This window comes from Labrenzia sp. C1B70, assembly GCF_000475395.1.
GTDB classification, from domain to species: domain Bacteria; phylum Pseudomonadota; class Alphaproteobacteria; order Rhizobiales; family Stappiaceae; genus Roseibium; species Roseibium algicola.
In genome coordinates, this window is sequence record NZ_AXCE01000003.1 from 232,442 (window position 1) to 256,443 (window position 24,002).

General features: G+C 59.0%; 24 protein-coding genes. 12 read left to right on the plus strand and 12 right to left on the minus strand.

Going from position 1 to position 24,002, the window contains the following annotated elements:
• Positions 1-21 precede the first annotated feature (21 nt).
• The 5 genes from Q666_RS37920 to Q666_RS37940 are packed head-to-tail and all read left to right on the plus strand — an operon-like array spanning position 22 to position 5,021.
• Positions 22-1,392, plus strand: coding sequence for a cbb3-type cytochrome c oxidase subunit I (locus Q666_RS37920; protein ID WP_023001478.1), 1,371 nt, complete (start codon positions 22-24; stop codon positions 1,390-1,392).
• Positions 1,392-2,207, plus strand: coding sequence for a CbbQ/NirQ/NorQ/GpvN family protein (locus Q666_RS37925; protein WP_035907776.1), 816 nt, complete (start codon positions 1,392-1,394; stop codon positions 2,205-2,207). The genes Q666_RS37920 and Q666_RS37925 overlap by 1 nt, the downstream gene beginning before the upstream one ends.
• A gap of 10 nt (positions 2,208-2,217) precedes the next feature.
• The gene (locus Q666_RS37930; protein WP_023001480.1) at positions 2,218-4,155 is read left to right on the plus strand and encodes a VWA domain-containing protein; all 1,938 of its coding nucleotides are present in this window, start codon (positions 2,218-2,220) and stop codon (positions 4,153-4,155) included.
• An 8-nt stretch (positions 4,156-4,163) separates the two neighbouring features.
• Positions 4,164-4,742: a cytochrome c oxidase subunit 3 family protein gene (locus tag Q666_RS37935; protein ID WP_023001481.1), complete on the plus strand. Its 579-nt coding sequence runs from the start codon at positions 4,164-4,166 to the stop codon at positions 4,740-4,742.
• Positions 4,743-4,748: 6 nt separating this feature from the next.
• Entirely contained in the window at positions 4,749-5,021 is a 273-nt protein-coding gene (locus Q666_RS37940) for a hypothetical protein (RefSeq protein WP_023001482.1), read from the plus strand.
• Here Q666_RS37940 and Q666_RS37945 read toward each other — a convergent pair.
• Together Q666_RS37945 and Q666_RS37950 are read right to left on the minus strand one after the other, a co-directional pair.
• Positions 5,011-5,571 (minus strand): DUF4202 domain-containing protein, encoded by a 561-nt coding sequence (locus Q666_RS37945; RefSeq protein WP_031269536.1) that lies wholly within the window; start codon positions 5,569-5,571, stop codon positions 5,011-5,013. The genes Q666_RS37940 and Q666_RS37945 overlap by 11 nt on opposite strands.
• Before the next feature lie 2 nt (positions 5,572-5,573).
• The gene (locus tag Q666_RS37950; RefSeq protein WP_023001484.1) at positions 5,574-6,278 is read right to left on the minus strand and encodes a Crp/Fnr family transcriptional regulator; all 705 of its coding nucleotides are present in this window, start codon (positions 6,276-6,278) and stop codon (positions 5,574-5,576) included.
• A 171-nt stretch (positions 6,279-6,449) separates the two neighbouring features.
• Between Q666_RS37950 and hemA the strand changes: the two genes are divergently transcribed.
• The gene (gene hemA, locus Q666_RS37955; protein WP_023001485.1) at positions 6,450-7,673 is read left to right on the plus strand and encodes a 5-aminolevulinate synthase; all 1,224 of its coding nucleotides are present in this window, start codon (positions 6,450-6,452) and stop codon (positions 7,671-7,673) included.
• 216 nt (positions 7,674-7,889) lie between these two features.
• Entirely contained in the window at positions 7,890-8,273 is a 384-nt protein-coding gene (locus Q666_RS37960; RefSeq protein WP_023001486.1) for a cytochrome c family protein, read from the plus strand.
• Between the two features lie 83 nt (positions 8,274-8,356).
• Here Q666_RS37960 and Q666_RS37965 read toward each other — a convergent pair whose 3' ends face one another.
• Together Q666_RS37965 and Q666_RS37970 are read right to left on the minus strand one after the other, a co-directional pair.
• Complete coding sequence (locus Q666_RS37965) at positions 8,357-8,977, minus strand: gamma carbonic anhydrase family protein (protein ID WP_023001487.1); 621 nt, start codon at positions 8,975-8,977, stop codon at positions 8,357-8,359.
• Positions 8,974-9,492 (minus strand): MarR family transcriptional regulator, encoded by a 519-nt coding sequence (locus Q666_RS37970; protein ID WP_023001488.1) that lies wholly within the window; start codon positions 9,490-9,492, stop codon positions 8,974-8,976. Before Q666_RS37970 ends, Q666_RS37965 begins: the two co-directional genes overlap by 4 nt.
• A gap of 1,610 nt (positions 9,493-11,102) precedes the next feature.
• Between Q666_RS37970 and Q666_RS37975 the strand changes: the two genes are divergently transcribed.
• The gene (locus tag Q666_RS37975) at positions 11,103-12,209 is read left to right on the plus strand and encodes a glycosyltransferase family 4 protein (RefSeq protein WP_023001489.1); all 1,107 of its coding nucleotides are present in this window, start codon (positions 11,103-11,105) and stop codon (positions 12,207-12,209) included.
• 135 nt (positions 12,210-12,344) lie between these two features.
• Here the strand turns inward: Q666_RS37975 and Q666_RS37980 are convergent, their stop codons facing one another.
• A complete protein-coding gene (locus Q666_RS37980) occupies positions 12,345-12,917 on the minus strand; it encodes a TetR/AcrR family transcriptional regulator (protein WP_023001490.1) in 573 nt (190 codons plus the stop codon).
• 111 nt (positions 12,918-13,028) lie between these two features.
• Between Q666_RS37980 and Q666_RS37985 the strand changes: the two genes are divergently transcribed.
• Together Q666_RS37985 and Q666_RS37990 are read left to right on the plus strand one after the other, a co-directional pair.
• Positions 13,029-14,219, plus strand: coding sequence for an acetyl-CoA C-acyltransferase (locus Q666_RS37985; RefSeq protein ID WP_023001491.1), 1,191 nt, complete (start codon positions 13,029-13,031; stop codon positions 14,217-14,219).
• 69 nt (positions 14,220-14,288) lie between these two features.
• Positions 14,289-14,861, plus strand: coding sequence for a carboxymuconolactone decarboxylase family protein (locus Q666_RS37990; protein WP_023001492.1), 573 nt, complete (start codon positions 14,289-14,291; stop codon positions 14,859-14,861).
• A gap of 72 nt (positions 14,862-14,933) precedes the next feature.
• Here the strand turns inward: Q666_RS37990 and Q666_RS0132815 are convergent, their stop codons facing one another.
• From Q666_RS0132815 to Q666_RS38020, 7 genes are all read right to left on the minus strand, one after another.
• Positions 14,934-15,452: a hypothetical protein gene (locus Q666_RS0132815; protein WP_023001493.1), complete on the minus strand. Its 519-nt coding sequence runs from the start codon at positions 15,450-15,452 to the stop codon at positions 14,934-14,936.
• Between the two features lie 183 nt (positions 15,453-15,635).
• A complete protein-coding gene (gene rnk / locus Q666_RS37995) occupies positions 15,636-16,082 on the minus strand; it encodes a nucleoside diphosphate kinase regulator (RefSeq protein ID WP_023001494.1) in 447 nt (148 codons plus the stop codon).
• 351 nt (positions 16,083-16,433) lie between these two features.
• The gene (locus Q666_RS38000; protein ID WP_023001495.1) at positions 16,434-17,114 is read right to left on the minus strand and encodes an SGNH/GDSL hydrolase family protein; all 681 of its coding nucleotides are present in this window, start codon (positions 17,112-17,114) and stop codon (positions 16,434-16,436) included.
• A 29-nt stretch (positions 17,115-17,143) separates the two neighbouring features.
• Positions 17,144-18,100 carry an ABC transporter permease gene (locus tag Q666_RS38005; protein WP_023001496.1) on the minus strand — a complete coding sequence of 319 codons (957 nt, stop codon included), beginning with the start codon at positions 18,098-18,100 and terminating at the stop codon, positions 17,144-17,146.
• 2 nt (positions 18,101-18,102) lie between these two features.
• A complete protein-coding gene (locus Q666_RS38010; protein ID WP_031269540.1) occupies positions 18,103-19,065 on the minus strand; it encodes an ABC transporter permease in 963 nt (320 codons plus the stop codon).
• A 25-nt stretch (positions 19,066-19,090) separates the two neighbouring features.
• Complete coding sequence (locus Q666_RS38015) at positions 19,091-20,584, minus strand: sugar ABC transporter ATP-binding protein (RefSeq protein ID WP_031269541.1); 1,494 nt, start codon at positions 20,582-20,584, stop codon at positions 19,091-19,093.
• A 98-nt stretch (positions 20,585-20,682) separates the two neighbouring features.
• Positions 20,683-21,756 carry an ABC transporter substrate-binding protein gene (locus tag Q666_RS38020; RefSeq protein WP_023001499.1) on the minus strand — a complete coding sequence of 358 codons (1,074 nt, stop codon included), beginning with the start codon at positions 21,754-21,756 and terminating at the stop codon, positions 20,683-20,685.
• Between the two features lie 377 nt (positions 21,757-22,133).
• Here Q666_RS38020 and Q666_RS38025 point away from each other — a divergent pair, with 377 nt between their 5' ends.
• Both Q666_RS38025 and Q666_RS38030 read left to right on the plus strand, forming a co-directional pair.
• The gene (locus tag Q666_RS38025) at positions 22,134-22,775 is read left to right on the plus strand and encodes an SGNH/GDSL hydrolase family protein (protein ID WP_023001501.1); all 642 of its coding nucleotides are present in this window, start codon (positions 22,134-22,136) and stop codon (positions 22,773-22,775) included.
• 60 nt (positions 22,776-22,835) lie between these two features.
• Entirely contained in the window at positions 22,836-23,933 is a 1,098-nt protein-coding gene (locus Q666_RS38030; protein ID WP_023014448.1) for an ROK family transcriptional regulator, read from the plus strand.
• Positions 23,934-24,002 lie beyond the last annotated feature (69 nt).

Genomic DNA, 24,002 nt, shown 5'->3' on the forward strand with positions numbered 1-24,002 from the left:
TGAACGCTGAGGAAACCCAAGATGAAATACCAATCTCAAAAGGTTGCGCTGGCGTATTTCGCCGTGGCGCTCGGCCTGTTCGCCGTCCAGGTTCTGGGCGGGTTGCTCGCCGGCTACATCTATGTGGCGCCGAACTTTCTGTCGGAGCTGCTTCCCTTCAACATCGTGCGGATGCTGCACACAAACAGCCTGATCGTCTGGCTGCTGCTCGGCTTCATGGGCTCCGCCTACTTCCTGATCCCGGAAGAAGCGGAACGGGAAATCCATTCCACCAAGCTCGCCTATCTGCAGCTTATCATTCTGGTGGTCGGCACATTGGGTGTGGTTCTCACCTATGTCTTCAACCTGTTTGAAGGCAACTGGCTGCTGGGCAAGGAAGGCCGCGAGTTCATCGAACAGCCCAAATGGGTCAAGGTGGGCATCGTTGTTGCCGCCCTCATCTTCCTGTTCAACATCACCATGACAGTGCTGAAGGGCAAGAAGACCGCGATCACCAACATCCTGCTTCTGGGCCTGTGGGGCCTGGCGCTCCTGTTCCTGTTCAGCTTCTACAATCCAAGCAACCTCTCGCTCGACAAGCAGTACTGGTGGAACGTCGTGCACCTGTGGGTCGAAGGTGTCTGGGAACTGATCATGGCCTCGGTCCTCGCCTACCTGATGCTGAAGCTGACCGGCGTCGACCGCGAAGTCATCGAAAAATGGCTCTACGTCATCGTTGCCGCCGCACTGTTCTCCGGCATCCTGGGCACCGGCCACCATTACTACTGGATCGGGACACCCGGATACTGGCAGTGGATCGGCTCGATCTTCTCCTCGCTGGAGGTGATCCCCTTCTTTGCCATGATGGCCTTTGCCTTCGTGATGGTGTGGAAAGGCCGGCGGGACCACCCCAACAAGGCCGCGCTGCTGTGGTCGCTCGGTTGCGCAACGCTTGCCTTCTTCGGTGCCGGCGTTTGGGGCTTCCTGCACACCCTGCATGGCGTGAACTACTACACCCACGGCACGCAGATCACCGCTGCCCACGGACACCTGGCCTTCTTCGGTGCCTATGTTTCCCTGAACCTGGCGATCATCACCTACGCCATGCCGCTTCTGCGCGGCCGGGATCCCTACAACCAGGTGCTCAACATGGCGTCCTTCTGGCTGATGGCTGGTGGCATGTCCTTCATGACCTTCGTGCTGACGTTCGCCGGAACGGTGCAAACCCACCTGCAGCGTGTCATGGGCGAATACTACATGGACGTTCAGGACCAGTTGGCCGTGTTCTACTGGATGCGCTTCGGGGCCGGTGCTGCCTTCGTCCTCGGCGCCATCCTGTTCATCTACGCAGTTGCAGTGCCACGCCGCGAAGTCATCCAGCCCGGTGAAGCAGCCGGCGCCCCGGCGGAGTGATGGATATGGACGCTACAGTCTCCATGGAAAAGGGGGCGGCATCTGCCCCCTTCTACCTCGCGCAAGGCGACGAATGCGATGTCTTCGAAGCCGCGCACCGGAACGGCCTGCCGGTTCTGCTGAAAGGGCCGACCGGCTGCGGCAAGACCCGGTTCGTCGCCCATATGGCAGCAAGGCTCGGCCGCAAGCTTTACACGGTCGCCTGTCATGACGACCTTGCCGCCGCCGACCTGATCGGCCGGTATCTTCTCAAGGGCGGCGAGACCGTCTGGGTGGACGGACCGCTGACACGGGCCGTTAGGGAAGGCGCAATCTGCTATCTCGACGAGGTTGTGGAAGCGCGCAAGGATGTGACGGTCGTCCTTCATCCCCTCACCGATGATCGCAGGACCCTGCCGATCGACAGAACCGGAGAAGAGCTGATGGCCTCACCCGGCTTCATGGTCGTTGCATCCTACAACCCCGGTTACCAGAACATCCTGAAGACCCTGAAACCATCCACCCGCCAGCGGTTCCTGTCGCTTGAATTCGATTTCCCGCCGGCGGATCTGGAAACAGAGGTCGTTTGCGAGGAAAGCGGCCTCGATCACGACCGGACCGCCTCGCTGGTGCGCCTGGCCGGGAAACTCAGGGCACTGAAAGGCCAGGATCTCGAAGAAGGCGTGTCGACCCGTCTGGTCGTCTATGCGGCAACGCTGATTGCCCAGGGAATGCCAGTCGGACGGGCGATCGAAGCTGCAATGATCGAACCGCTGACCGACGATGAAGACGTGAAACGCGGGCTCCTTGATCTTGTCACGGCCGTGTTTGGGTGAGGCCAGACCGATGGGCAAGATCGACATCGAGCCATGGGAACCCGAGGAAACTGTCGGGAAACTGTGGCACGCGTTTGCAAGCCGCCTGGGTGCACCCGAGGTGCATCATGGAGCCGCGGTCGGCCTCGATGAGGTCGGCGGGCGGCTTGCTGTCCTTTTCCGGGGATTGGGCGGAGCTCACAGTGTCGAGCTCCGTCCGGTCGCCCAGGAGGTTTCCCGCCATCGCCTCGGATTTCTGAGGCGGCTCGGCACGGAAGCCGAAACCGTGACACGGACCAGCTTCGACGGCGAAATCCTGAGATTGCCGGCCAGTCTTGCGGTGTTCCCGCAGCGGGAGGCAAATGCAGCACTCTATGTCTGGCTGACGGCCCTTGCGGCCCATGCACCAACCCATATCGCCGAAACGGATCCGCTCCGCACCGATCTTCAAGCGCTCAGGGCGATTTCCGCGATGGTGCGGGACACGCTCGAACACGCTCCCGGCTTGCGGGATCTTTACAGCGCACTCTGCCAGCAGGTGCTGGCAGCAAGACCTCAGGCCCCGCTGCCGGACATGGAAGCAAGGGTCGACAGGCTTGTGCGTCAAATGCTGGGAGACCCCGCACTTCCTCCCCGCGATGTCCTGGTACTTCAGGAGCGGGTTGACCGGAATTCGTTCGAGGAAATAACTGCCCCGCGCGGGTACCGCCCTTTCCGGCCTGTGCCGCTTTGGCCGGATCTCAGAGAGGTCGTGTTTTCAGCGGGAGACGAAGTCGACAGCCGCGAGACAGACGGCCCACCCGAGGAAGCGACCGGCAAGACCGTGCGCGCCCGCAGACGCAAGGCAGATCAGGCGGAACGCAAGGACAGCCTGATCCTCCACAAGTTTGAAGCCATTCTGAGTTGGGCGGAGTTTCTCAATCTCAATCGGCGTGTCGATGACGACGACCACGACAGCGCCAAGAAAGCGGCAGACGATCAGGAGGAGATCGGCCTTGGGCAAATCTCCAAGGCACCGGCAACCCGTCTGAAGCTGCATCTTGATCTCGCCCCGGAAGATGTCGACCGCGAAAGACTGTCCGGACGGCATCTCTACCCGGAATGGGACACGCGCAGCGGCCGCTATCTGGCAGACCACGTCTGCGTTCTGACCAGCACCGCGGAAGCGGATCCTGAAAAGGGATCTGCCGGCATGGACGAGCGGGCCAAACGGCGCATCCGCTCGGTGAAGAAGCAGTTCGAGGCCCTCCGCCCGGGCCGGGTGACAACACGTGGACACCTGGAAGGCGACGGACTGGATCTTGATGCAGCCGTGCGCTCTGAAGCCGAACGGATTGCAGGCGGCACCGGCTCGGAACGAATCTGGCTGCAGACCCGTCCGGAAGCGCGTGATCTTGCGGTTTCCATCCTGCTCGACGTTTCCCGCTCGACCGAGAGCGCCGTCACCGGACGCGCCGTGATCGATATCGAACGGGAAGCCCTGACAGCTTTGGCCTGGGGTCTGAACGCCTGCGGCGATGATTTCGCCATCACTGCCTTTTCATCCCTGAAACGGCAGCGGGTGTACCTGCAGTCCTGCAAGGGATTCCATGAACCGATGAGTGCCCTTGTCGAACAGAGGATCGGAACGCTGCGTCCCGGCTTCTACACCCGTCTGGGCGCAGCTATTCGTCATGTATCCGCCGACCTGGCAGCGCAGTCGCGCAAACGAAAGCTTCTTCTGGTGATCACGGACGGCAAGCCGAACGATCTTGATCACTACGAGGGGCGGCACGGCATCGAAGACACCAGGATGGCAGTTCGGGAGGCCCGGCGGGCAGGCCAATCCGTCTTTGGTGTCACCATCGACAAGTCGGCCAAGTCCTGGTTTCCGCGGCTGTTTGGTCAAGGCGGCTTTGCCGTGATCCCGCATCCCGATCGGCTGACACAGGCCTTGCCGCAGATCTACCGCCAGATTGTCGGAGGCTAGAGCCGCTGATGCACGCTCCGTCACCGAAGCCGGAACAAGACGGCGACGCCGGCATCCTCGACGAGTTGCCCGGAGAACTGATGATGTGGGTGCTCATCGTCAGTGAACTGCTGGTGTTCGGTGCCGGTCTTGCCGCCTTCATGGGCGTGCGAATATCCGATCCGGCAGGATTTGCTGCCGCAAGAGCTCATCTCGACCCGGCGCTTGCGGGCATCAATACGATCGTTCTGATCACCAGTGGTTTTCTGGCGGCCAGAAGCCTGGAGCTTCGGCTTGCGATGAAACGCACCGCGGCGCGTTTTCACCTGATTGGTGCCATGGCCCTCGGCGGCTTGTTCCTCGCCATCAAGATACAGGAATATACGGTCAAGATAGAGCAAGGGATCTCCACGGAGACCCACCCCTTCTTCACCTTCTACTACCTGCTCACCGGATTTCACGCGGCTCATGTGCTTGCCGGTATCGTTGTGCTGGGTCTGGTTGCCTGGAAAGACGAACCACGTACCATCGAAACAGGCACCGCCTTCTGGCATATGGTCGATCTCATCTGGGTTCTGCTGTTTCCGGTGATCTATGTCCTGGGATAGCGAACGATGACCCTTCCCTCCGTCACGCTTGCGTGGATTGCGCTATTGGGCCTGTCGGCCGCTACCGTTCTGGTGACTACAGGCGGAACCGGTCATTTCAGTCCGGCTCTTTTCGGCGGACTGCTGTTGCTGCTGGCCTTCATCAAGGCACGGATCATACTGTCCCGATATCTCGGGTTGTGGCAGGCGCCTGCCTGGCTGTCAGGCTTCAGCTGGGTGATCGGGTTCTTTTGCCTGCTGTTGCTGGTGCTTTACGTGGCACCGGGGCTCAGTCCCTGAACGCTTCGGCAAGCTGCTTTGGAAGATCGAATTCGGCAAGCACCCGGGCCCGTCCCTCCTCTGACATCTTCCGTGCCGTTTTCTGCACGATATCGAGCACCTTGCTGTCCTCGTGTTTGGCGGCAAATGGCGCGAAATACCATTTCAGGAACACAAAACAGATCACGTTTTCCAGCGCCTGCACGTCCGCGTCCCGCTTGAGGCCTTCCTTGCGCAGCATCTTCGCCGCCGCCTCGATCTCCTCCGGTGAATAGCCCGCGCTGGCCATGATTTCACCGACCCGGTCCGCGTGATGACGGGCCTGATCCCGGCGCCAGGCGTGATAGCCGGCCTTGCCGTCCGGGTAGGACTGGCGCGGAGTGATCCAGCGCTCGATGTGCTGGCCACTGGCCGCAATCTTCAACGGATCGGTCGCCTCCGGGTAGAGCCGTTCCAGCTCTTCGCTCATCCGTTGCCCATATAGAAGAGCCGCAGGCTTGCCGTCTTCCTGGTTGGGGTCAGCGGCGTTCGCGGTGTCGATGGCCGTCAAGGCAATGTCCAGTTTCATCATGGTCACCCCTTGGTCCAGGCATCCACCGGATCTTCTTCGGAGAAGGCCCGAAGCCGTTCAATATCCTTGATTTCCGCATGATTTCGATTGATGCGGACCCCCGCAGATTTCAACCGCGCAAAAGACCGCGACAGGCTTTCCGGCTTCATGCCGAGACGGCCGGCGATCAGGAACTTGTCGTAAGGCAGGGTTACCTCGCAGCTACCGCTTTCCTGCTCGCACAACTCCAGCAAGAACTCGGCAACCCTTTGCGGTCCGGTTTGCGCCTTCAACTGTTCCAGCTGCGAAACGAGGGAATGCAGGTGAATGAAGGTCGATGCCACAACCGACACGGCAATGTCCGGGTCCTTGCGCATGGCTTCCAGGATGGCCGTGCTGGGTATGCGCATCACTTCGCAGGCGGTTACCGCTTCCGCCGAAACCGGATAGGCAAGCCCGCGGAACGCGACCGCTTCACCGAAGCTTTCGCCCTTGGCAAAGACATTCACGACCGCTTCGCCTCCGTTGGGCGCGATCCGGTAAAGCTTGACCCAGCCGTCCATGACGATGTGGATTGCCTGGGCTGTCTCACCATGCAGGAACAACGTCTCACCGCGGTCATATGTCCGCCAGCTCGACATGCCGAGCACCATGTCTCGGATCTCCTGCGGGAAGCTTTTCAGAAGCAGGGAGTTCTGGGCAATTTTCCGCTGGCGGTCGGTCGGCATCGATGAAGGTCCTGGGCAAGTGATATGGAAGAACGTCTAGCCCGACCTGGTGACTTTGCACAATAGCAAGCGCGGACCATCGACGGATTCTTGCCTTTCTTGACTATTGTCATTCAGCCTGCCCCGCCCCGCAACTAGCGTCTACCGGACACTTGAGAAAGCGGGGACGTCATGGACTATCAAGCCTTTTTCAAAAGCCGTCTTGCAGACCTGAAGCATGATGGAAACTACCGCGTCTTCATCGACCTTCAGCGTAAACGCGGCAATTTTCCGGAAGCGAAGTGGACCAGCGGAGAGAGCACCAAAGATGTCGCCATCTGGTGCTCGAACGATTACCTCGGCATGGGGCAGCACCCTAAGGTTCTGGCAGCCCTGCACGAGGCGGTCGACCGCTGCGGAGCCGGGGCAGGCGGAACCAGAAACATTTCCGGCACGACACACGATCACGTGCTGCTGGAAGCCGAACTCGCCGATCTGCATGGCAAGGAAGCCGCCCTGGTGTTTACATCCGGTTACGTCTCCAACTGGGCGGCGCTCGGTACGCTCGCCTCGCAGATCCCCGACTGCATCGTTTTTTCCGACAGCCTGAACCACGCCTCGATGATCGAGGGAATACGCCACTCGCGCGCCGAAAAGGTGATCTGGAAACACAACGACCTGGAAGACCTGGAAGCCAAATTGCGGGCTGCCGACCCGGCAAAGCCGAAGCTGATCGCCTTTGAAAGCGTCTACTCCATGGATGGAGATATCGCTCCGATTTCGCAGATCTGCGATCTTGCCGACCGATTTGGCGCCATGACCTACTTGGACGAGGTCCATGCCGTTGGCCTTTATGGGCCGCGCGGTGGCGGTATCGCAGAGCAGGAAGGCGTGATGGACCGCCTGACCGTCATCGAAGGCACCCTTGGCAAGGCCTTTGGCGTTGTCGGAGGATATATCGCAGCGTCTGTCGAACTTTGCGATTTCGTGCGCAGTTTTGCCAGCGGCTTCATCTTCACCACAGCCCTTCCCCCTGCCATCGCGGCGGCCGCAACGGCGTCCATCAGACATCTGAAGGAAAGTTCGGTGGAACGGGATACCCACAAGGCCATCGTCGCCAAGGTTCGGCGGCGTCTCGATACGCTCGGCATTCCACATGTCGACAATCCCAGCCACATCATACCGGTGATCGTCGGCAATCCGGCCAAGTGCAAATTCCTGTCGGACACGCTCCTGGAGGAATTCGGCATCTACATCCAGCCGATCAACTACCCGACCGTTCCAAAGGGAACCGAGAGGCTGCGGATTACCCCGTCGCCGGTTCACACATCCGGGGATGTCGACCGACTGGTCTGCGCGCTTCATTCGCTTTGGTCGCAATGCCAGCTGGCAAGACAGCCCGTTGCCGCCGAATAGCCGGAGGCTCGCTTGACGGATGTCAAGGATGTGAAAGGCGATCACCGGCTTTCTGGCCTCGCACCCTCACCATGACCTCGTCCGTCCGACAATGAGGCCTGGGGACGGACCGGTCAGGCCGGGCAAACAAGGTTTGCCCGGCCACCATGAAAACCCACCGCGGCCGTCCGCCGGCCGTATCGTCGGCAATGTGCCGGCAACAGGAAAGGAAACATCATGAGAAAGACACTCACCTGCCTTGTCACGCTTGCGGGTCTCTTCGCAGCGGCTCCTGCCTGGGCTGACGGCGACGCTGCTGCAGGCGAAAAGATCTTCAAGAAATGCCAGGCCTGCCATGCTGTCGGCGACGGCGCCAAGAACAAGGTTGGCCCGGCGCTCAACGGGATTGTCGGCGCACCAGCAGGCCAGGTCGAAGGCTACAAGTATTCCGCCAGCATGACCGAAAAGGCTGACGGCGGACTGGTCTGGGACGAAGAAACCCTGACGGCTTATCTGCACAAGCCAAAGGAAGTCGTCCCCAAGACAAAGATGTCCTTCGCCGGGCTGCGCAAGGACGAGGAAATTGAGAACGTCATCGCCTACCTGAAGACGTTTCAATAAGCGGACTGCAACGGGCACACCGGGCTCGCGCCGTTAACTCAGGCGCGGTCCGGTCGTGGCCTACCCGTCGGTAATTCCTGGGCTCAAAGGCCAGGCACACTTGGCGCACCGGCCACGGTTACCTGGCGTTCCCCCAGGCTTTCCGAAAGCCGTTGGGTGATGGTTTTCATCACGTCGGGAGCGTTTCTGTCGACGCCATAGACAAACCCCGGAAAGTCGAGCGGCTTCTGGATTGTCCAGATGGCTTCATGCTGGTCTGCCGACAGGATCCGGGCCGGGTCACCGACAGCGACCCATCCGATCGGAACGGTCGATCCGGGTTCCAGCCGCGTGCGAAGGTGAACCGTGCCGTTGACGCGAACCTCCGACCCGTGCCCCACCTGCGCTCCATGGAAAACGGCAGCTCCGGTTGCGATGAAGACTTCATCCTCGATTTCCGCGCCGACAACATGAGTGTTCGGGCCGATCAGACAATGATCTCCGATTTTGCAATCGTGACGGGACGTTGCGCGGATCACGGCGTTTTCGAGCACGATACAGTTTCGGCCGATACGGATTGTGCTGCCGCCTTCCGCCACCAGCCGGGCGCCATTCATGATCCTGCTGCCCGCACAAATCCTGACATCGCCCGCAACCGTTGCGTCAGGCGCAACCCATGCATCCGGATCGATGTAAGGTGAGGCGTTTCCTTCAGACGTGCTCATAGCCGCTCCTGCGCTTTCTCGATTTCGCTGGCCTTGCAGCCAATCGGGCAAACATCGGCGCTGCACAGGTTATGCTCGCACAGCCGGCAAGTTGTTCTGGCAAAGGATCGCGATGTCGTTGCCTCTTCAAGAACCCTGTCCAGCAGGAAAACGAACCGGTTCCGGTCTGTCTCGGGCAAGGCGCCAAGCAAACCGTCCAAAGCGGCCAGCCGGCGCCGCTGCAACGCTTCGGCCTCATCGTGCCCGGCCTTTGTCAGGCTGAGCGGGGTGACGCGCCCTACCTGCTCGCCGCGCTTGATCAACGCCTGTCGTTCCAGCCCGTCTATCAACCTGACGGCAGTCGGTTGACTGACGCCGACGACCGTTGCAATTTCACTCGTCGTCAACCCAGGCTTGAAGTGAAGCATCGACAGAACGGCCGCAGCGCTTGGCGACAATGGTCCCAGCGCCGCATCTGTCCGGTCGCGGATCAAAGTGCCGAGGGCACCCAGTTTGTTGGCGTCCAATAATTGCATAGCCTATGCATATATTAATTTCTCTCCTTGTCAACGTCCATGTCCGCCTCCGCCAATACAAACTCTTCGCGCTCATAACGCTACGCAAGAACCGATGCGCTGGAACAAGAAACGCCTGAAAGGTGCTCCCAAGAGGTCTTCTCCTCCCGAAGAATTCAAAAAGGCAATACCTCGGAGGCTTCTTCTTGTGTCCACTCCGAAGGAATGTCGGACAGCTTGAAACGCAAACCTTGGATGCAATTTCGTGCCGAACGGAGTGTCAGCTGGCTGCTGTGACGTTTCGATAAAAACAGAGCCTTCCCGCTTTGTCTGTATTCGACGAACGAGTTGCGAATACACTTTCCGGGAAATTCTGAAACCTGACTATTCAGTACGTGTCTTGTTTCACAAGCCTGACAAAGTCTAGCGCCTCGATAAATTGACCTAGGTATTGCGATATCTGATGTAAATCATTTTCTTCACCCAATTCACATCAAGAATTATTCTTGAATTACTGCAAGCTTTGCATTGTCAAACTAAAGATTATTGCGTTCCTGGAGATCAATCGCGTTGACGAACTTTGCGATTAAAAGGTCTCAGGCCTCTCGGAAAAACTTTCGACATTCAAAGCTTTCCCTGCGTAGCGTTAATGGTGTAATATTTGTTAATATAGGGCGGATGGCTAATTATCATTTTTTTCTTCGCTCCTGTGCGGCAAGTTCACGTAGTGGGTTGGGCAACCTGACAGCACAGTGAGGGAAGTGGCATCGTCCGATCTGCGAGCATGGAGAGTGCTCGTAGAAAAATGCGCAAGACCACGTTTGGAATGGCAGCTATTGCAATTTGATTTTGGAAAGTTTCCTAAAAGAAAACGACATGAACACGGAAGGTTCTATTTCAATTTAGAAAATAACAAAGCTTAGGCAACACAAGAAGATCCCAAAACAAGTTGCTTCCTGATTGATAAAGAATGCCAACCATACGGTTGGTGGCAACGCTATATTTTTTTACAGTGTATTTCTCGGTGGATATTCTTTTTACAGCTCATCAAGGGCACGCGAAATTCACCTTCAGCGTAATACGTCCTGTAAATCTGTAGCCATAGATACTTCATACAAGGATAAATTTCGTTTCCAATTGAATATGGTGGGGTGACATGGGCAAGGTACATAGTAAATTTATCGGTCAATTATCCGTTGAAACGTTCCCGTCAAGACGTCAAGCCAGAATTACGCGGACGAATGGAAGGGGACACACCAAAACTGCAGCGGAAGGCACGCTTGATAAGGCCCGGCTTGATGGCTCTGCGTCGGCACTGACCCTCGGCAAGGGCATTCACCGGGGTATCGCCGCCCTGCATGAGTGCATGCGGAGGCATGGAGCGACCTCTGGAACCCGAAGCCTCGTCAAGCAAACCAGGACCTGCCCAACGGTCTTCCTTTCTTCAAATCATCACTAAAAGCCGATCCGAAGGGAAGCGTTACAATGACGCCAAAGCTTACCCGTATGGTCATCGTCGACGAGCATCAAGTGATGGTTGCTGGAGGCCCGGGCCACATCGCACAATCAGAGACTAATAGGCATCCGACATCGAAAGGCTTCACCAGCCCCGCAGCGAGAAAGGATCCGTAATGCGTGTTGTGTTTGTTCTTGCGGGCCTCGGAGCAGGCGGTGCTGAAAAAGTCGTCAACCTGCTGGCGCACCACCGCCTTGCCGCTGGCGACGATGTACATGTGATCGCCCTGAATGCGACCGATTCCACCTCTTATTTTTCCTATGACCCCAGGATTCAGGTCGAAGGACTAAGCCGTACCGGCAAAAATTCTCGGCATTTTGTCACCATGCAACGGGTAAAGGACCTACGCAGGCGCTTTGCAAGGATCAGACCAGATATGGTCGTCTCCTTCCTGACCAAGATCAACGTCATCACGGTCCTTGCGACCGCAGGTACCGGTACGCCGACGATCATATCCGAACGCAACAATTTTGATGTTCAGCAAATGAGCCGCTTCTGGCGCTGGTCTCGGCCGATGGCGGCCTTTGCAGCGACCAGTGTCGTCGTCATGACGGAGCGCGCACGTGCAAGACAACCCGCCCGCGTTCGCAAAAAAACCATCGTTATTCCAAATCCGGTCACGCCGCTGCCCCGCGCCATGCCGCGGCCCGATGCGGGCCGCAGGGTGGTCGCGGTAGGGCGGCTCGACCGGCAGAAAGGGTTTGATATCCTCATCGCCAGCTTTGCCCAGGTTGTGGAGCGCGTCCCTGATGCGGTGTTGACGATCTATGGCGAAGGGCCGGAGCGGTCCGCACTCGAAAAGCAGATTTCCGACCTCGGACTGCAGGAAGTCGTCCGTCTTTCGGGTGTCACGCAAGTTCCTGGCGAATGGGTATCACCCGGCGACGTATTTGCCCTGAGTTCCCGCTTCGAAGGTTTTGCGAATGTCGTCCTCGAGGCAATGTCGAGCGGGATGGCCGTTGTGTCCGTCGACTGCCCGTGGGGTCCCAGCGAAATCGTGCAGGACGGAACCACCGGTCTGCTCGTGCCGATGGGCAGCAAGGAGGCACTTGCTACGGCGATCACTCGGGTCCTTACCGACCCAGAGCTGCGCGGATCTTTTTGCGAGGCCGGCCCACCTTCGCTGGACCGCTTTTCCACGGCAACCGTCCTGGCCAAATGGGACGAGACAATTTCTCAAGCCGCAGGCCGTCCTCCTTTGACCGTTTTTGCCGATGCTTGACATGAGGTTCATTGGCACCAAAACGGCCGTGCATGCCGATTTCCGGTTTCACCTTATTGCCGTGCCGCCCTTGGGCGCGAAACAGGTCTCACACACCACAACGGTGAAAAGGCGCATGAGACGCCGGGGCATTGCCTATTTCGAGCGTCCAGGCGCTGGTTCCAGAATCGCACAATCGAGAACTTCCTGGCTCAACGCCCCCTCCCCGACAGCCCGTGACAGGACAAGTGCCCCGACCATGCCGGTGATCAGCCGAATTGCCTCACAGCGGGACTGGGCACTTTCGGCGCGGGTGTCGGTCAGCAGGGTGATGGATTTCTCAACGGCTTCACAAAAAGCATCCTGAAGACCCTTGCCGTGACGCGGGGCTTCGGCCGCCAACGCGGCATAAGCGCAACCTGCGTCACGCCGGTCGACATGTTCCCGGGATAGATACCAGCGTCGTAGAGCGTTCAAAGGGTCGTCCTGGTGTCCTTCAACAACGGATTGCCAGGCGACGAGATTTTCGTCCAGCGCCTGCTGCGTTGCTTCGGTGATAATGGCGTCCTTGTCGGCAAATTGCTTGTAGAAGCCACCCTGCGTCAGCCCGGCAGCTTTCATCAGTCCTGCGATACCGATCCCGTCGTAGCCGTGTTCCCGAAACTGTCTGCTCGCGGTTTTCACGACGTTCTCGCGGTTTCTGGCTGCCGTTTCCCTGCTGACACGCATTTCTACCTCCGTTGGCTCTTGGAATCGTAATTCGGATTACGATCCAAATCTATCCTTGATTTTATAAATTATGATCATAATCTAATTTTGAAAACCAACCAGGAGATACCCATGAGCGAAACCGATCCGATCGTTATCTGCGCCGCCAGACGCACACCGCTAGGCGCTTTCATGGGGGCCTTGAGCCCCGTAGCAGCTCCAAAACTCGCCGCGGCAGCGATTGAAGCAGCACTTGAGGATGCGGGAGCTGGGCGAGACTCGATCAGTGAAGTTCTGATGGGCTGCGTTCTTCCTGCCGGTCAGGGACAGGCTCCGGCCCGGCAGGCGGCTCGTGCAGCCGGTCTTTCCGACCACACGGGCGCAACCACACTCAACAAGGTTTGCGGCTCCGGCATGAAGGCGATCATGCTCGCACACGATCTCCTGATTTCCCGATCGGCAGACATCGTCGTTGCAGGTGGCATGGAATCGATGTCGAACGCACCCTTCCTGTTGCCGCAAATGCGCGTGGGTCGAAAGTTCGGCAGCAGCGAAGTACTTGACCACATGATGCGCGACGGCCTGGAGGATGCCTATGAGGCCGGCCGGCCGATGGGGTCTTTCGGAGAAGCAGCTGCGGAAAAATACGGTTTCACTCGCGCCGACCAGGACGCCTTTGCCCAGGAAACGCTCGTCCGTGCGCAAAAGGCTGTGACCGGCGGTGCCTTCCGGGATGAAATCGTCCCTCTTGAGGTCGCAGGCCGCAAAAGCACCGTCACTATCGAGGACGATGAAATCCCGGGACGGGTCGATCCGGAAAAAATCCCTAGGATTCGCCCGGCTTTTTCTGAAAACGGCACCATCACAGCTGCCAGTGCCTCGGCCAATGCGGACGGTGCCGCGGCACTGGTTCTCACCCGCAAGAGCTATGCGCAAGCCAACGGGCTGCCGGTGTTAGCAATCGTGCGTGGCCACGCGACCCATTCGCAGGACCCGGCCTGGTACACGACGGCGCCCATCCCGGCGATCCTCAAACTTCTGGATCGCACCGGCTGGTCTGCCGATGACGTCGACCTCTGGGAGATCAACGAAGCCTTCGCGGTGGTCGCAATGGCTGCCGCACATGACATCGGCGTTCCGCGCGAGAAGCTGAACGTCAACGGCGGCGCCTGCGCGCTCGGCCACCCGATCGGCGCGACCGGTGCCCGTCTGGTTGTCACGCTCATTCATGCCTTGAAAGCTCGTGGAGCCCAGCGTGGCGTTGCAGCGCTGTGCATCGGCGGCGGCGAAGCCACCGCGCTGGCCATCGAACTCTCCGCCTGAACACTTTGAAGCGCATAGAGCCAACGGCAGCGCATTCCCCCGCTTTCAAACTGACAAGAGACAATCTTCATGACCGAATTTGAAATCCACACGGCACAATCGGCGCCGGATCGCAGCAAACCCTTGCTCGAACAAACAAAGGCTGCTTTCGGCGTCGTGCCCAACCTCCATGCGGTCATGGCGGAAGCTCCGGGTCTGCTGGAAGGGTATCTGGTTCTTCACCGGCTTTTCCTGGAAAGCAGCTTCACGGACGAGGAAAAGACAGTTGTCTGGCAGTCGATAAACGTCGAACATGATTGCCACTACTGCGTCCCTTCCCACACCGGCATCTCAAAACGCATGGGCGTTGATGATGCGGTCTCGGACGCCTTGCGCAACGAAACGCCATTGCCGACGCCCAGGCTTGAGGCGCTTCGCCGGTTCACGCTGCAGATGGTTCGCGAGCGCGGATCGGCCGGCGACCGGCAGGTGGAGGCGTTTCTGGCTTCCGGTTTTACCAGCCGGCAGGTTCTCGAAGTCGTGCTTGCCATTTCCCAGAAGGTGATGAGCAATTACACCAACAAGCTGGCCGATACGCCGATCGAGCCGTATTTCGAGCAATTCGCCTGGCAACGCACGCCATCAGCAGAGCTGGTCAGCTGAGAAGGTGACGAGCAAAACCTATTCCTCGCTGTCGCCCGGCATACGGCGCCGGGAGACAGCGGATCATGCATATTACCGGTGCAAGTGAACGAGGTTGCCCTCTGCGTCTTCATCCGAGCTATGAACAAGATGCAGAAAAGGCCTGCCTTGCCGTCTGGCGGATATCGGACCTTGCAGCACATCCAAGCGAACACCACCCATGGCTTCGGGTTGGTAGGCAACCCCGATCACCGTCAGAGTCCTGCTCTGGCAGCCAAGGCCTGCAAGTTCCATGCTCTGCTTTTCCGACATGCCAAGCAAGGCCATTCCCGTTGTCGTCGTGATCGGCAAGGTCAGGCCGACAAGACTGTCGGCTTCATCGGGAATGACCACCCTTGTGTCGGGGGCATGATCGTCCACCTGAAAGGTCACGCGGCTGTTCATGGTGACGACGTTCACCGGGATCTCCGATGAGGGCACTACGTGGGCTTGCGCCAATTTCCGGCGCAGCAGGGAAACAAACGGCGTATTGGTTCGCGGGCATTGCGACACCATTCTGGTCAGGGTCGCGTAGTCCTTGTTGGTGAAGATAAACTGCTTTGGTTCGCGCATGCGGTGTCTCCTTCGGCCTCGCTTTGGCGAAGGCCGGTGTTGGAACTGGTTTCAGCTTCAAGACTGCTCCCCCTGTCCGGCGGTCTCGGGTGCGAGAGACCGGCAGGGGCTAAGTTCCTGCGAGAAGACTGCCTGCGTGATCCAGGAAACGGGGTTTGTGAAACGGCGAGTCGGAAGTCATGACTAACCGCGATCCGGGCTCTGCAGTTCCGGACCTCCACCGACGAGCGGTGGCTGGCTGACCGACACGACGGTTAGGCGATGCCGACGTCCGTCGTTTGCACACCAGGCGATCGACTGGCCCGCGGAAAGGCCAATGAGGGCGGTGCCGATGGGTGTCAGGATGGAAATCTTGCCGTTTGCAATATCCGCGTCACCCGGAAAGACCAGTTGCAGGGTCTTTTCGTCCGTATCGTCGGTTCGGAACCGGACGACGGAACCCATTCTCACACTATCGGCAGGCAACGCCCCGTCAGGGACGAGTCTGGCCCGGCTCAATTCGGCCAGGAGATCCTCCGTGACACTTGGCAATCGTGTTTCAAACGAGGACGCGAGGCCTTCCAGTCGTTCATAGTCGGTCGTGCCGATGACGATGTCAGGCTTCGAAGCAAAATCAGTCGGTTCGCGCATAAAGTCCCCCTTGCCAGGTGCCTTCAGGCACCAATGGACGGATCACGTCCGGGCGGCGGAGTTAAGTTTCAAGATGTGGTGATTTGTGCGCTTCGATGATTTCAACGGCAGGACCGGTTCCTGTTGCATCATCTCAAGTGTTTACCCCGAGGCTCGGGGCGCATGACAGCCGAGCCGGGGGCTACTCTCCCGCTTTGGGGATAGCTCTGAAATCTCGTTTGTAGCTGGTCGCGGCGGCTTTGTTCATGACGGGATAGTTGCGAAGAATTTCATGCAAAGTCAAGCCGCCCGCGCATGCTTTGGCTACACTGGCGGGCGGCAAGGAGAGTTGTCAGGTCTGAACCAGGAGTATCAAGCCGCTTCGGCCTGCTGCCGGTTAAGGATCTCCCGCACCTTACCGGCAATGGCCTTGCCCAGGTCGATGTTGTTCTGGGCAGTGAAATGAATGCCGTCGCAACCGTCAGTGGTGATGTGGTCAGCTGCGCTGAGGAAATCGACCTTCATGAAATCGGCCATGTTCCGGTATTGCTCGGCCAGCGCCGCCGACTTTTCGTGGGCCCCGCCAAACATGCCCTGGAAATAGGGATGCGGCATAGGCGTCAGGGGCGGCGGTGCAACGACAAGGCACTTTGGCGCCGGATAAGGCGTGCCGATGCCGCCACCACATGTCAGCACCTGTCCGACCAGCTTCGACATGCCATAGGCAATGTCATAGGGCGTGCGATTGAAGAACGGCTTGGTGTCGTTGGTTCCCAGAAGGATGATCGCCAGATCCAGCGGCAAATGGCTGGCCAGGGCCGACGGCAGGTACTGGCTGCCGTTCAGACGGGGATCGTTGGGATCATCGGCACTCGTCGTGCGGGCACTGAGGCCTTCTTCGATAATCCGGTACCCTTCGCCCAACTCGGCGGCCATTGCCCCCGTCCAGCGCTGTTCATAAGGGTAGCGCATTGTCGGAGCGCCTTCCACAACTGGGATCCATCCCCAGGTCAGCGAATCCCCAAAGCAAAGTATCGACTTTTCATTTGCCATTGTTTCCTCCTCAAATTTTACGGAAAGGCTCAATTGGATCTGGACGTTCTGATGCCGTAGAAGATGGCGGCGAGCAGGATGATCAGGCCCTGGGCAATGAGCTTGCCCGGGTCATCGATGCCGAAGGTGGTCATCACCACGAACAGGAGGGCGAAGGACAGGACCCCGAAGAACGGGCCCCAGACACCGCCTTCACCCCGGCCGAAAACGACCCCGCCGAGAATGGTTGCAGCCACTGCCAGGATAGGCAGATCGAGCCCAACCCGGACACTGCCGACCGCGATGGAGGCGGTTTGCACCAGGGCCGCAACCGCTGCGATGAAACCGGCCAGCGTATGGGCAAGAATGACGGTCCGCTCGACCGGTACCCCTGAAAAATGTGCGGCTTCCGGGTTCTCGCCGACCGAAGTGACATATCTGCCGAACACCGTCTTTGAGAGAAACAGCGCCATCACCACGGTCAGGGCGAACCAGAACAGCACCGGAACCGGGGCCGGGCCCCATTTGATGTTGTAGATGTCGTTCAGGTAGGACGGCACGTCGCCGGGTGGTTTGCCGCTTGAAAGATACTGCACGAACCCGACCAGGATGATGCTGACCGCCAGTGTGACGATAACCGCAGAAACCCGGCGCTTGCCGATCATCCAACCGTTGAAGAGGCCGATCGCGGTACCGGTTGCCAGACTAAGCCCGATGAAGAACGGCATCGACGCCCCGGGAAAGATCCCCGAGGAAATGAAGTAGTTGACCAACAGGATGATGCCACCGCCGGAAAGGTCGATGCTCTTCACGCGCATGACCAGCAACTGAGCCAGTACCAGCACGCCGAGCGGCGCGACCTGGCGAATGAAGATGCCCATGATATTGGCGTTGAGCATGTGCGGCCTGGCAATCCAGAGCGTGATCAGCAGGATGGCGAACACGTAGTATGCTGGCGGAACACGCAGCAGGCGCTGCAGGAAAGGATGCTTCACGATCGCAGACATGATCAAAGCCCTATCTTCTTGCGGGTCTGGAGCCCCACGACCAGGAGCAGGAGACCGCCCTTGATCGCGGTCTGGATGAAGGGCGACACGTTGGTGAGATTCATGCCGTTGGACAGGAGCGCCAGGACCAGTGCCCCGATCACTGTGCCCTGCAGGCTGCCGATACCGCCGGAGAGCTGTGTTCCGCCGACGGCGACGGCGGTAATCGCATCCAGTTCGAACAAGAGACCGACATTGGGATCGCCCGAAACAATCCGGCCGGCCAGGAAGACACCGGCAAGGGCCGCAAAACACGAACAGGCGACGTAGGCGAGCAGGATGTTGCGACGATCCGGAACGCCGAAATTGCGCGCAGCATCCGGCGTGCCGTTTGCAACTCCGCCGCCGATCGCAAACAGATGCAGGCCAAAGCGCGATCCATGCAGCAACTTCCAGGCCACCAGAACCACCGCGACACCCCAGAACACCGGCATCGGCACTCCGAGAAACGTGCCGCCGACCGACTGGATGACGATATCGGGCACGGTGCCTCCGGAGACCGGACGCAGGATGCGCGTGATGCCCAGAATGACATACTGCATTGCCAGCGTTGCGATGATCGGGTGGACATTCAGCCGGGTGATCACAAGGCCGTTGCTGAGGCCAACCAATACGGCGAACAGGAAAACCGCGGGTATCGTCACGTAGCCCGGCGCATCAAGCGCCAGAATGGCCGTCGTGAAGCTGATGAGGGAACCCACCGACAGATCGAGGCCGCCCACCACGACCACAAACATCTGGCCAATGGCCGTGATGACCAGCGGCATCGCCTGGGCAATCAGGTTGAAGAGGTTTTCAGAACCGAGGAACTGGTCGGTGCGAAGGCCGAGATAAATGCCGATGGCAATGGCGATCAGCAAGGGCAGCATCCACAAACCCTGCCGGCCTTTCGGCTGCGTCAATCTCGCGAGAAATGCTTGTGTCATGATCACTTCAATCTTGTGGGCAGGGTCAGGCGCTCAAGGCAGCGTTCAGGATCTGGTGCTCCGTTGCGGTCTCGGCGGGCAGCTCCGCGACAATGGCCTTGCCATGGACGACATAAATGCGGTCGCACAGGCCGATGAGCTCAATTGTCTCGCGGGAAAGAACCAGAACTGCGCCACCCTCGTCCGCAAAGCTGCGCAACAGCTTGTAGATTTCCGCCTTCGCCCCGATGTCGACACCCCGGGTCGGTTCTTCGATGAGCAGCAGATCAAGACCGGCCGCAAGGTAGCGCCCCAGGAGCACCTTCTGCTGGTTGCCACCCGAAAGCGTGCCGACCGGTGCGGATGGGCCGGACGCCTTGATGTTCATGCTGGCCATCGTCTCGGCAATCGCCTTGCGATAGTCGTGCGCGATGGAGAGTTCGCCATGCACGGAAGACAGACCGACGGCAATGTTGTGTGCGATGGAAAGTCCCAGGAAGAGACCCTCTTCCTTCCGGTCTTCGGGAACGAAGCCGACTTTCCTTGCTTGAAGCTGCCGGATGCCGGATGCTTTCGGCGCGGGGAGCGGCAAGGTCTTGCCCTTGATGGACGCGGTGCCTGTCGAAGCCGGGTAAAGCCCGGCGAGCGATCTCAGCAATTGCTGTTGTCCCTGCCCTTCCAGTCCAGCAAGGGCGACGATCTCGCCCTTGTTGACATGAAGGGACAGCGGTGTGCTGCCCGGATCGATCCTGAAGTCTTCAAGGTCGAGGACGGTTTCTGTTGACGCTTTTCCGCGTGCGGGAAAGAGGTCCTGCAGTTCGCGGCCGACCATCAGGGCAATGAGGCTGTCCGGCGTCATGCCGCTCAGGGGCCGCGTTGCGACCAGCTTGCCGTCCTTGAGAACCGTCACCGTGTCGCAGATGCCGAATATCTCGTCCATGCGGTGCGAAATATAGACAATCGCCTTGCCTTCATCGCGCAAGCGCCTGATCTGCGCATTCATCACCTCGACATCGGCTGCATTCAGCGCGGCTGTCGGTTCGTCCAGAATGAACACCGAGGCATCCGCCTTGATGCCATGGGCAATTTCAACGAACTGGCGCTCCGCAATCGACAGCTCGGAAACCAGAATATCGGGGTTCAACTCCAGCCCCAACGCGGCAAGGGCTTTGCGGGTTTCGCGCCGCATCCTTGCCCTGTCGACCATTCCGAACGCTGTAACCGGTTCCCTGCCGAGGAACATGTTTTCCGCAATCGTCAGGTTGGCAAGCAGAGAAAGCTCTTGAAACACGGTCGATATGCCTGCTTCAAGAGCTTCCCTCGGCGTCTCGAAACCAGCTTTCCGCCCCTCGCGGAAGATCTCCCCGCTGTCCGGCTGGTGGACACCGGCCAGGATCTTCATCAGCGTCGACTTGCCGGCACCGTTCTCACCCATCAGGGCATGGACCGTGCCGGGCATGAGCTTGAGTGACACACCGTCGACTGCTTTGCTTCCGCCGAACGATTTGGAAATGTTCGACATTTCAACGAGGCAAGTCATTGCCTTCTCCCCCGGATCATATTCTGGATCTTTGCTGTCGGTGACCAGCCGGTGCGCGGAACTGCAGCACCGGCTGGCCGTCCGGCCTCGGGAGGAGGCTATTTCTTGCCGTAAAGCTCCTGCAGCTTTTCCTCCGGCAGCTCGGTTGGCCACCAGACGTTGGCGGACAGGTCCTCGCGGTAATATTGCTTGGCCTTATCGACGTCCCAGCCTGCCGGGTTGTAGTCGTAGTGCTTCTTCAGCTCCTTGCCTTCCAGCAGGGCGACAGTGGCACGCACACCGGCAGCCCCCTGGGCAGGCGCGTATTCCGCAGACACGGATTTAAATCCGTCCCGGATCCACTGACCGAAAAAGCCGTTGTTGCCTTCGCCGGAAATCGGCGGAATTTCAGCGCCGAACTGCTTGAACACGTCAACACAAGCACGGGTCATGTCGGCACCGGAAGACCAGATTCCGTCGACAGACGGGTTGTTCAGATAAAGCGTCTCACACAGGTTCTTGGCCTTGTCGTACTGCCAGTCGCCATGTTCCTCGGCGATGACTTCGACATTCGTGCCTTCAAGAGACTGCAGCAAGCCGTTGTAACGGTTGGTGTCTTCCGGGTGTCCGGCGAGACCGCGCAGAACCCAGATCTTGCCGTCGGCGCCAACCTCGTTGACGAGCCAGTCGCCCATCACCTTGCCGAAGTGTTCGGCGCCGCCCTGGATCTCGGTCGTATAGGCATCGCTCTCGATACGGCCGGTGTGCAGGACAACCGGAATGCCGGCCGCCACGGCCTTGGCGATCGACGCATCTGCAGACGTTGACGTCACGGGCTGGACAATGATCGCATCGACGTTCTGTGCAACCAGATCCTCGATATCGGCCACCTGCTTTTTCTGGTCGAAACCGGCGTCGAGCAGGATGAATTTGGTGATGCAGTCGTTCTTGGCAGCAGCCGCTTCGGACTCATGTGCCACCTGAACGGTCCAGGTATTGGCGTTCACCCCAAAGTGGCTCATGCCGATGGTCCAGGGGCAATCCTTCTTGTATTTGTCCGCTTCGACAACCGGATTGTCGCCTTCCCTGGCCGTAACACCATCCATCAGAAACGTGTCTTGCGCGAATGCAGGGTATGACGAGATGGCGACCGCCAGACAGCCCGCCAGAGTGGCAGGTTTGAAATATGTCATCGAAATTCCTCCTCCAAGGTCAGGCTTTTGATCTGCTTGCAGGAAGACTGCCGAGCGCCTGACCTCGGCGAACAGCCTTCCTCTACGCACAGGTCAGCCGTTCCGGCAGCGACAACGGGTGCCGGCCGGCAGACAAGGCGATGCCGTTCGCCGAAACGCATTCCGGCGGCGGGTGAACGCAACTGCGATGGGTGGGACCTCCTCCCAGGTCCGTTAAAAATCACGGCAGGACTTGCCTGTCAATAGTTATTCATATTGAATGATTAATTGTAGAACTTGTCAGATCCCGCGAGCGATGCAATGTATGGCAACAGAGATTTCGGCCAACCTTCGGGACAACCGACTGTTTTCAATAACTAAATCAGGACGCTGCCAGCATGCGCACGATCTTGTGTTACGGCGACTCGAACACGCACGGACAAATTCCAGGGGGGACACCCCTGGATCGCTACACTCTGCTGCAGCGGTGGCCGGGTGTGCTTGCGCGTGAACTCGGCAAGGGCTGGCACATCATCGAGGAAGGCCTCAGCGGTCGGACAACGGTGCATGACGACCCCATCGAAGGCGCGCTGAAGAATGGCCGCACCTATCTGCGCCCCTGCCTCATGAGCCATGCTCCTCTGGACCTTGTCATCATAATGCTGGGCACGAACGACCTGAAGGCCCGGTTTGGCCAGCCGGCGTCGGAAGTGGCAATGGGCATCGGCTGCCTGATCCACGACATCAAGGAACTCTCGCCCGGCCCTGACGGAACGGTGCCCGAGATCATGGTGGTCTCGCCGCCGCCGATGCTGGACGACATCAAGGAATGGGAGAACATCTTCAAGGCCGCCCAGCAGAAGTCCCATGAACTTGCCCTTCAGTTCGAGATCATGTCGGATTCGCTTGAGGTGCATTTCTTCGACGCTGGGTCCGTCTCGACCTGTGATCCGCTGGACGGGTTCCACATCAACGCTCAGGCACATGAGAATCTCGGTGTCGCCCTAGCAAGGGAAGTGGAGGCGATCGGGTGGAAATGAGTTCGCTGCGTGCACAGCTGCCGGCAGGAATTTATCCGGCACGGCAACGGAGGGCCTTCCATGCCTGACATGAGATTTGCTCCACCCAATCCGCTGCGTATAGCCGACCGTGCGTCAGGCCTGAATGCCGTCAGTGTGCGAAGCTACAACGAGCGCCTGGTGCTTTCGCTGCTTCTGCAGAACTCCTCGACGACACGGCTGGAGATCGGCGAACAGACGGGCCTTTCGGCGCAGACCGTGTCCGTACTCGTCAGGTCTCTGGAGCAGGAAGGACTGGTGGCGAAGGGGGAAGCGCAAAAGGGCCGTGTCGGCCCGCCAACCGTGCCGCTTACCCTCAACCCCGAAGGCGCTTATTCCATCGGGATCAGCGTCGGCAACCGGCACACTGATATCGTTCTCATCGATTTTGTCGGCAAGATCCGCTTTCACAAGACCTTGCCCAATCCACAGCTTGCCCATGGCAGCAACCATTCGGAATTTCTGGAGACGATTGCGAGCGCGGTGAAGCTGCTGCCGGATGCGGAACGCGAACGCCTGGCTGGCGTCGGTCTTGCCCTGCCCCGCCGACTGTCGGGCGGCATGGACGAAGAAGCCTATTTCAAGGCCTTGCAGGCGGAGATCGAGGAACAGCTCGGCATTGCCGTTTTTGTCCAGAACGACATCACTGCAGCTGCCAGCGGTGAGAGCATGTTCGGCGCTGCCAAGACGCTTTCGGACTATATGTTCTTCTACCTCGGCGCCGACCTGCACGGCCGACTTGTCCTCAATCACCAGATCTACAACGGCAATTCCGAAGTCAGCTTCGATGTCGGCATTGCGGCACTGGAGAGGGACCTGTCGGCACAGGGCAAGGAAGTCGACCCGCTTTGGGACCGTTCGGGATCCTGGCCAGACTACGGTGATCTGGTGAGCGATTGGGAAGAACGGCTGATTGCCCAGATGCGCGCCTCCCTGCATGGGGTTGGCCAATTCGTGGAAATCGAAACAGTCATCCTGTCGTCTTATGCGCCTGAAAGCATTTGCCAGGACATCTGCCGGAAACTGGAAGCAGCAGCCCCGCAGATCAAGGCAATCGCAGGCAACATCGTGCCGGCGCCGAAGGCGATCGGCGCTGCCAGTCTGCCGTTCAGTTCCAGGTTCATGGTCAGCGGAAACTGACCCGCTGAAGTCTATACCCCCGACAACCGTCTGATCTTTTCCGCGGTCGGAAATTGCTTGATTTAAAAT

Coding starts and splice junctions, on each gene's coding strand:
- Q666_RS37945 (WP_031269536.1), bottom strand. CDS start 5,571: ATGATGAAACTGGACATTGCCTTGACGGCCATCGACACCGCGAACGCC.
- Q666_RS37990 (WP_023001492.1), top strand. CDS start 14,289: ATGACCGAATTTGAAATCCACACGGCACAATCGGCGCCGGATCGCAGC.
- Q666_RS38015 (WP_031269541.1), bottom strand. CDS start 20,584: ATGACTTGCCTCGTTGAAATGTCGAACATTTCCAAATCGTTCGGCGGA.
- Q666_RS38030 (WP_023014448.1), top strand. CDS start 22,836: ATGCCTGACATGAGATTTGCTCCACCCAATCCGCTGCGTATAGCCGAC.
- Q666_RS37930 (WP_023001480.1), top strand. CDS start 2,218: ATGGGCAAGATCGACATCGAGCCATGGGAACCCGAGGAAACTGTCGGG.
- Q666_RS37980 (WP_023001490.1), bottom strand. CDS start 12,917: ATGCGTGTCAGCAGGGAAACGGCAGCCAGAAACCGCGAGAACGTCGTG.
- Q666_RS37940 (WP_023001482.1), top strand. CDS start 4,749: ATGACCCTTCCCTCCGTCACGCTTGCGTGGATTGCGCTATTGGGCCTG.
- Q666_RS0132815 (WP_023001493.1), bottom strand. CDS start 15,452: ATGCGCGAACCAAAGCAGTTTATCTTCACCAACAAGGACTACGCGACC.
- Q666_RS37985 (WP_023001491.1), top strand. CDS start 13,029: ATGAGCGAAACCGATCCGATCGTTATCTGCGCCGCCAGACGCACACCG.
- hemA (WP_023001485.1), top strand. CDS start 6,450: ATGGACTATCAAGCCTTTTTCAAAAGCCGTCTTGCAGACCTGAAGCAT.
- rnk (WP_023001494.1), bottom strand. CDS start 16,082: ATGCGCGAACCGACTGATTTTGCTTCGAAGCCTGACATCGTCATCGGC.
- Q666_RS37950 (WP_023001484.1), bottom strand. CDS start 6,278: ATGCCGACCGACCGCCAGCGGAAAATTGCCCAGAACTCCCTGCTTCTG.
- Q666_RS37920 (WP_023001478.1), top strand. CDS start 22: ATGAAATACCAATCTCAAAAGGTTGCGCTGGCGTATTTCGCCGTGGCG.
- Q666_RS38000 (WP_023001495.1), bottom strand. CDS start 17,114: ATGGCAAATGAAAAGTCGATACTTTGCTTTGGGGATTCGCTGACCTGG.
- Q666_RS38025 (WP_023001501.1), top strand. CDS start 22,134: ATGCGCACGATCTTGTGTTACGGCGACTCGAACACGCACGGACAAATT.
- Q666_RS37960 (WP_023001486.1), top strand. CDS start 7,890: ATGAGAAAGACACTCACCTGCCTTGTCACGCTTGCGGGTCTCTTCGCA.
- Q666_RS38005 (WP_023001496.1), bottom strand. CDS start 18,100: ATGTCTGCGATCGTGAAGCATCCTTTCCTGCAGCGCCTGCTGCGTGTT.
- Q666_RS37975 (WP_023001489.1), top strand. CDS start 11,103: ATGCGTGTTGTGTTTGTTCTTGCGGGCCTCGGAGCAGGCGGTGCTGAA.
- Q666_RS38010 (WP_031269540.1), bottom strand. CDS start 19,065: ATGACACAAGCATTTCTCGCGAGATTGACGCAGCCGAAAGGCCGGCAG.
- Q666_RS37970 (WP_023001488.1), bottom strand. CDS start 9,492: ATGCAATTATTGGACGCCAACAAACTGGGTGCCCTCGGCACTTTGATC.
- Q666_RS37965 (WP_023001487.1), bottom strand. CDS start 8,977: ATGAGCACGTCTGAAGGAAACGCCTCACCTTACATCGATCCGGATGCA.
- Q666_RS37935 (WP_023001481.1), top strand. CDS start 4,164: ATGCACGCTCCGTCACCGAAGCCGGAACAAGACGGCGACGCCGGCATC.
- Q666_RS38020 (WP_023001499.1), bottom strand. CDS start 21,756: ATGACATATTTCAAACCTGCCACTCTGGCGGGCTGTCTGGCGGTCGCC.
- Q666_RS37925 (WP_035907776.1), top strand. CDS start 1,392: ATGGATATGGACGCTACAGTCTCCATGGAAAAGGGGGCGGCATCTGCC.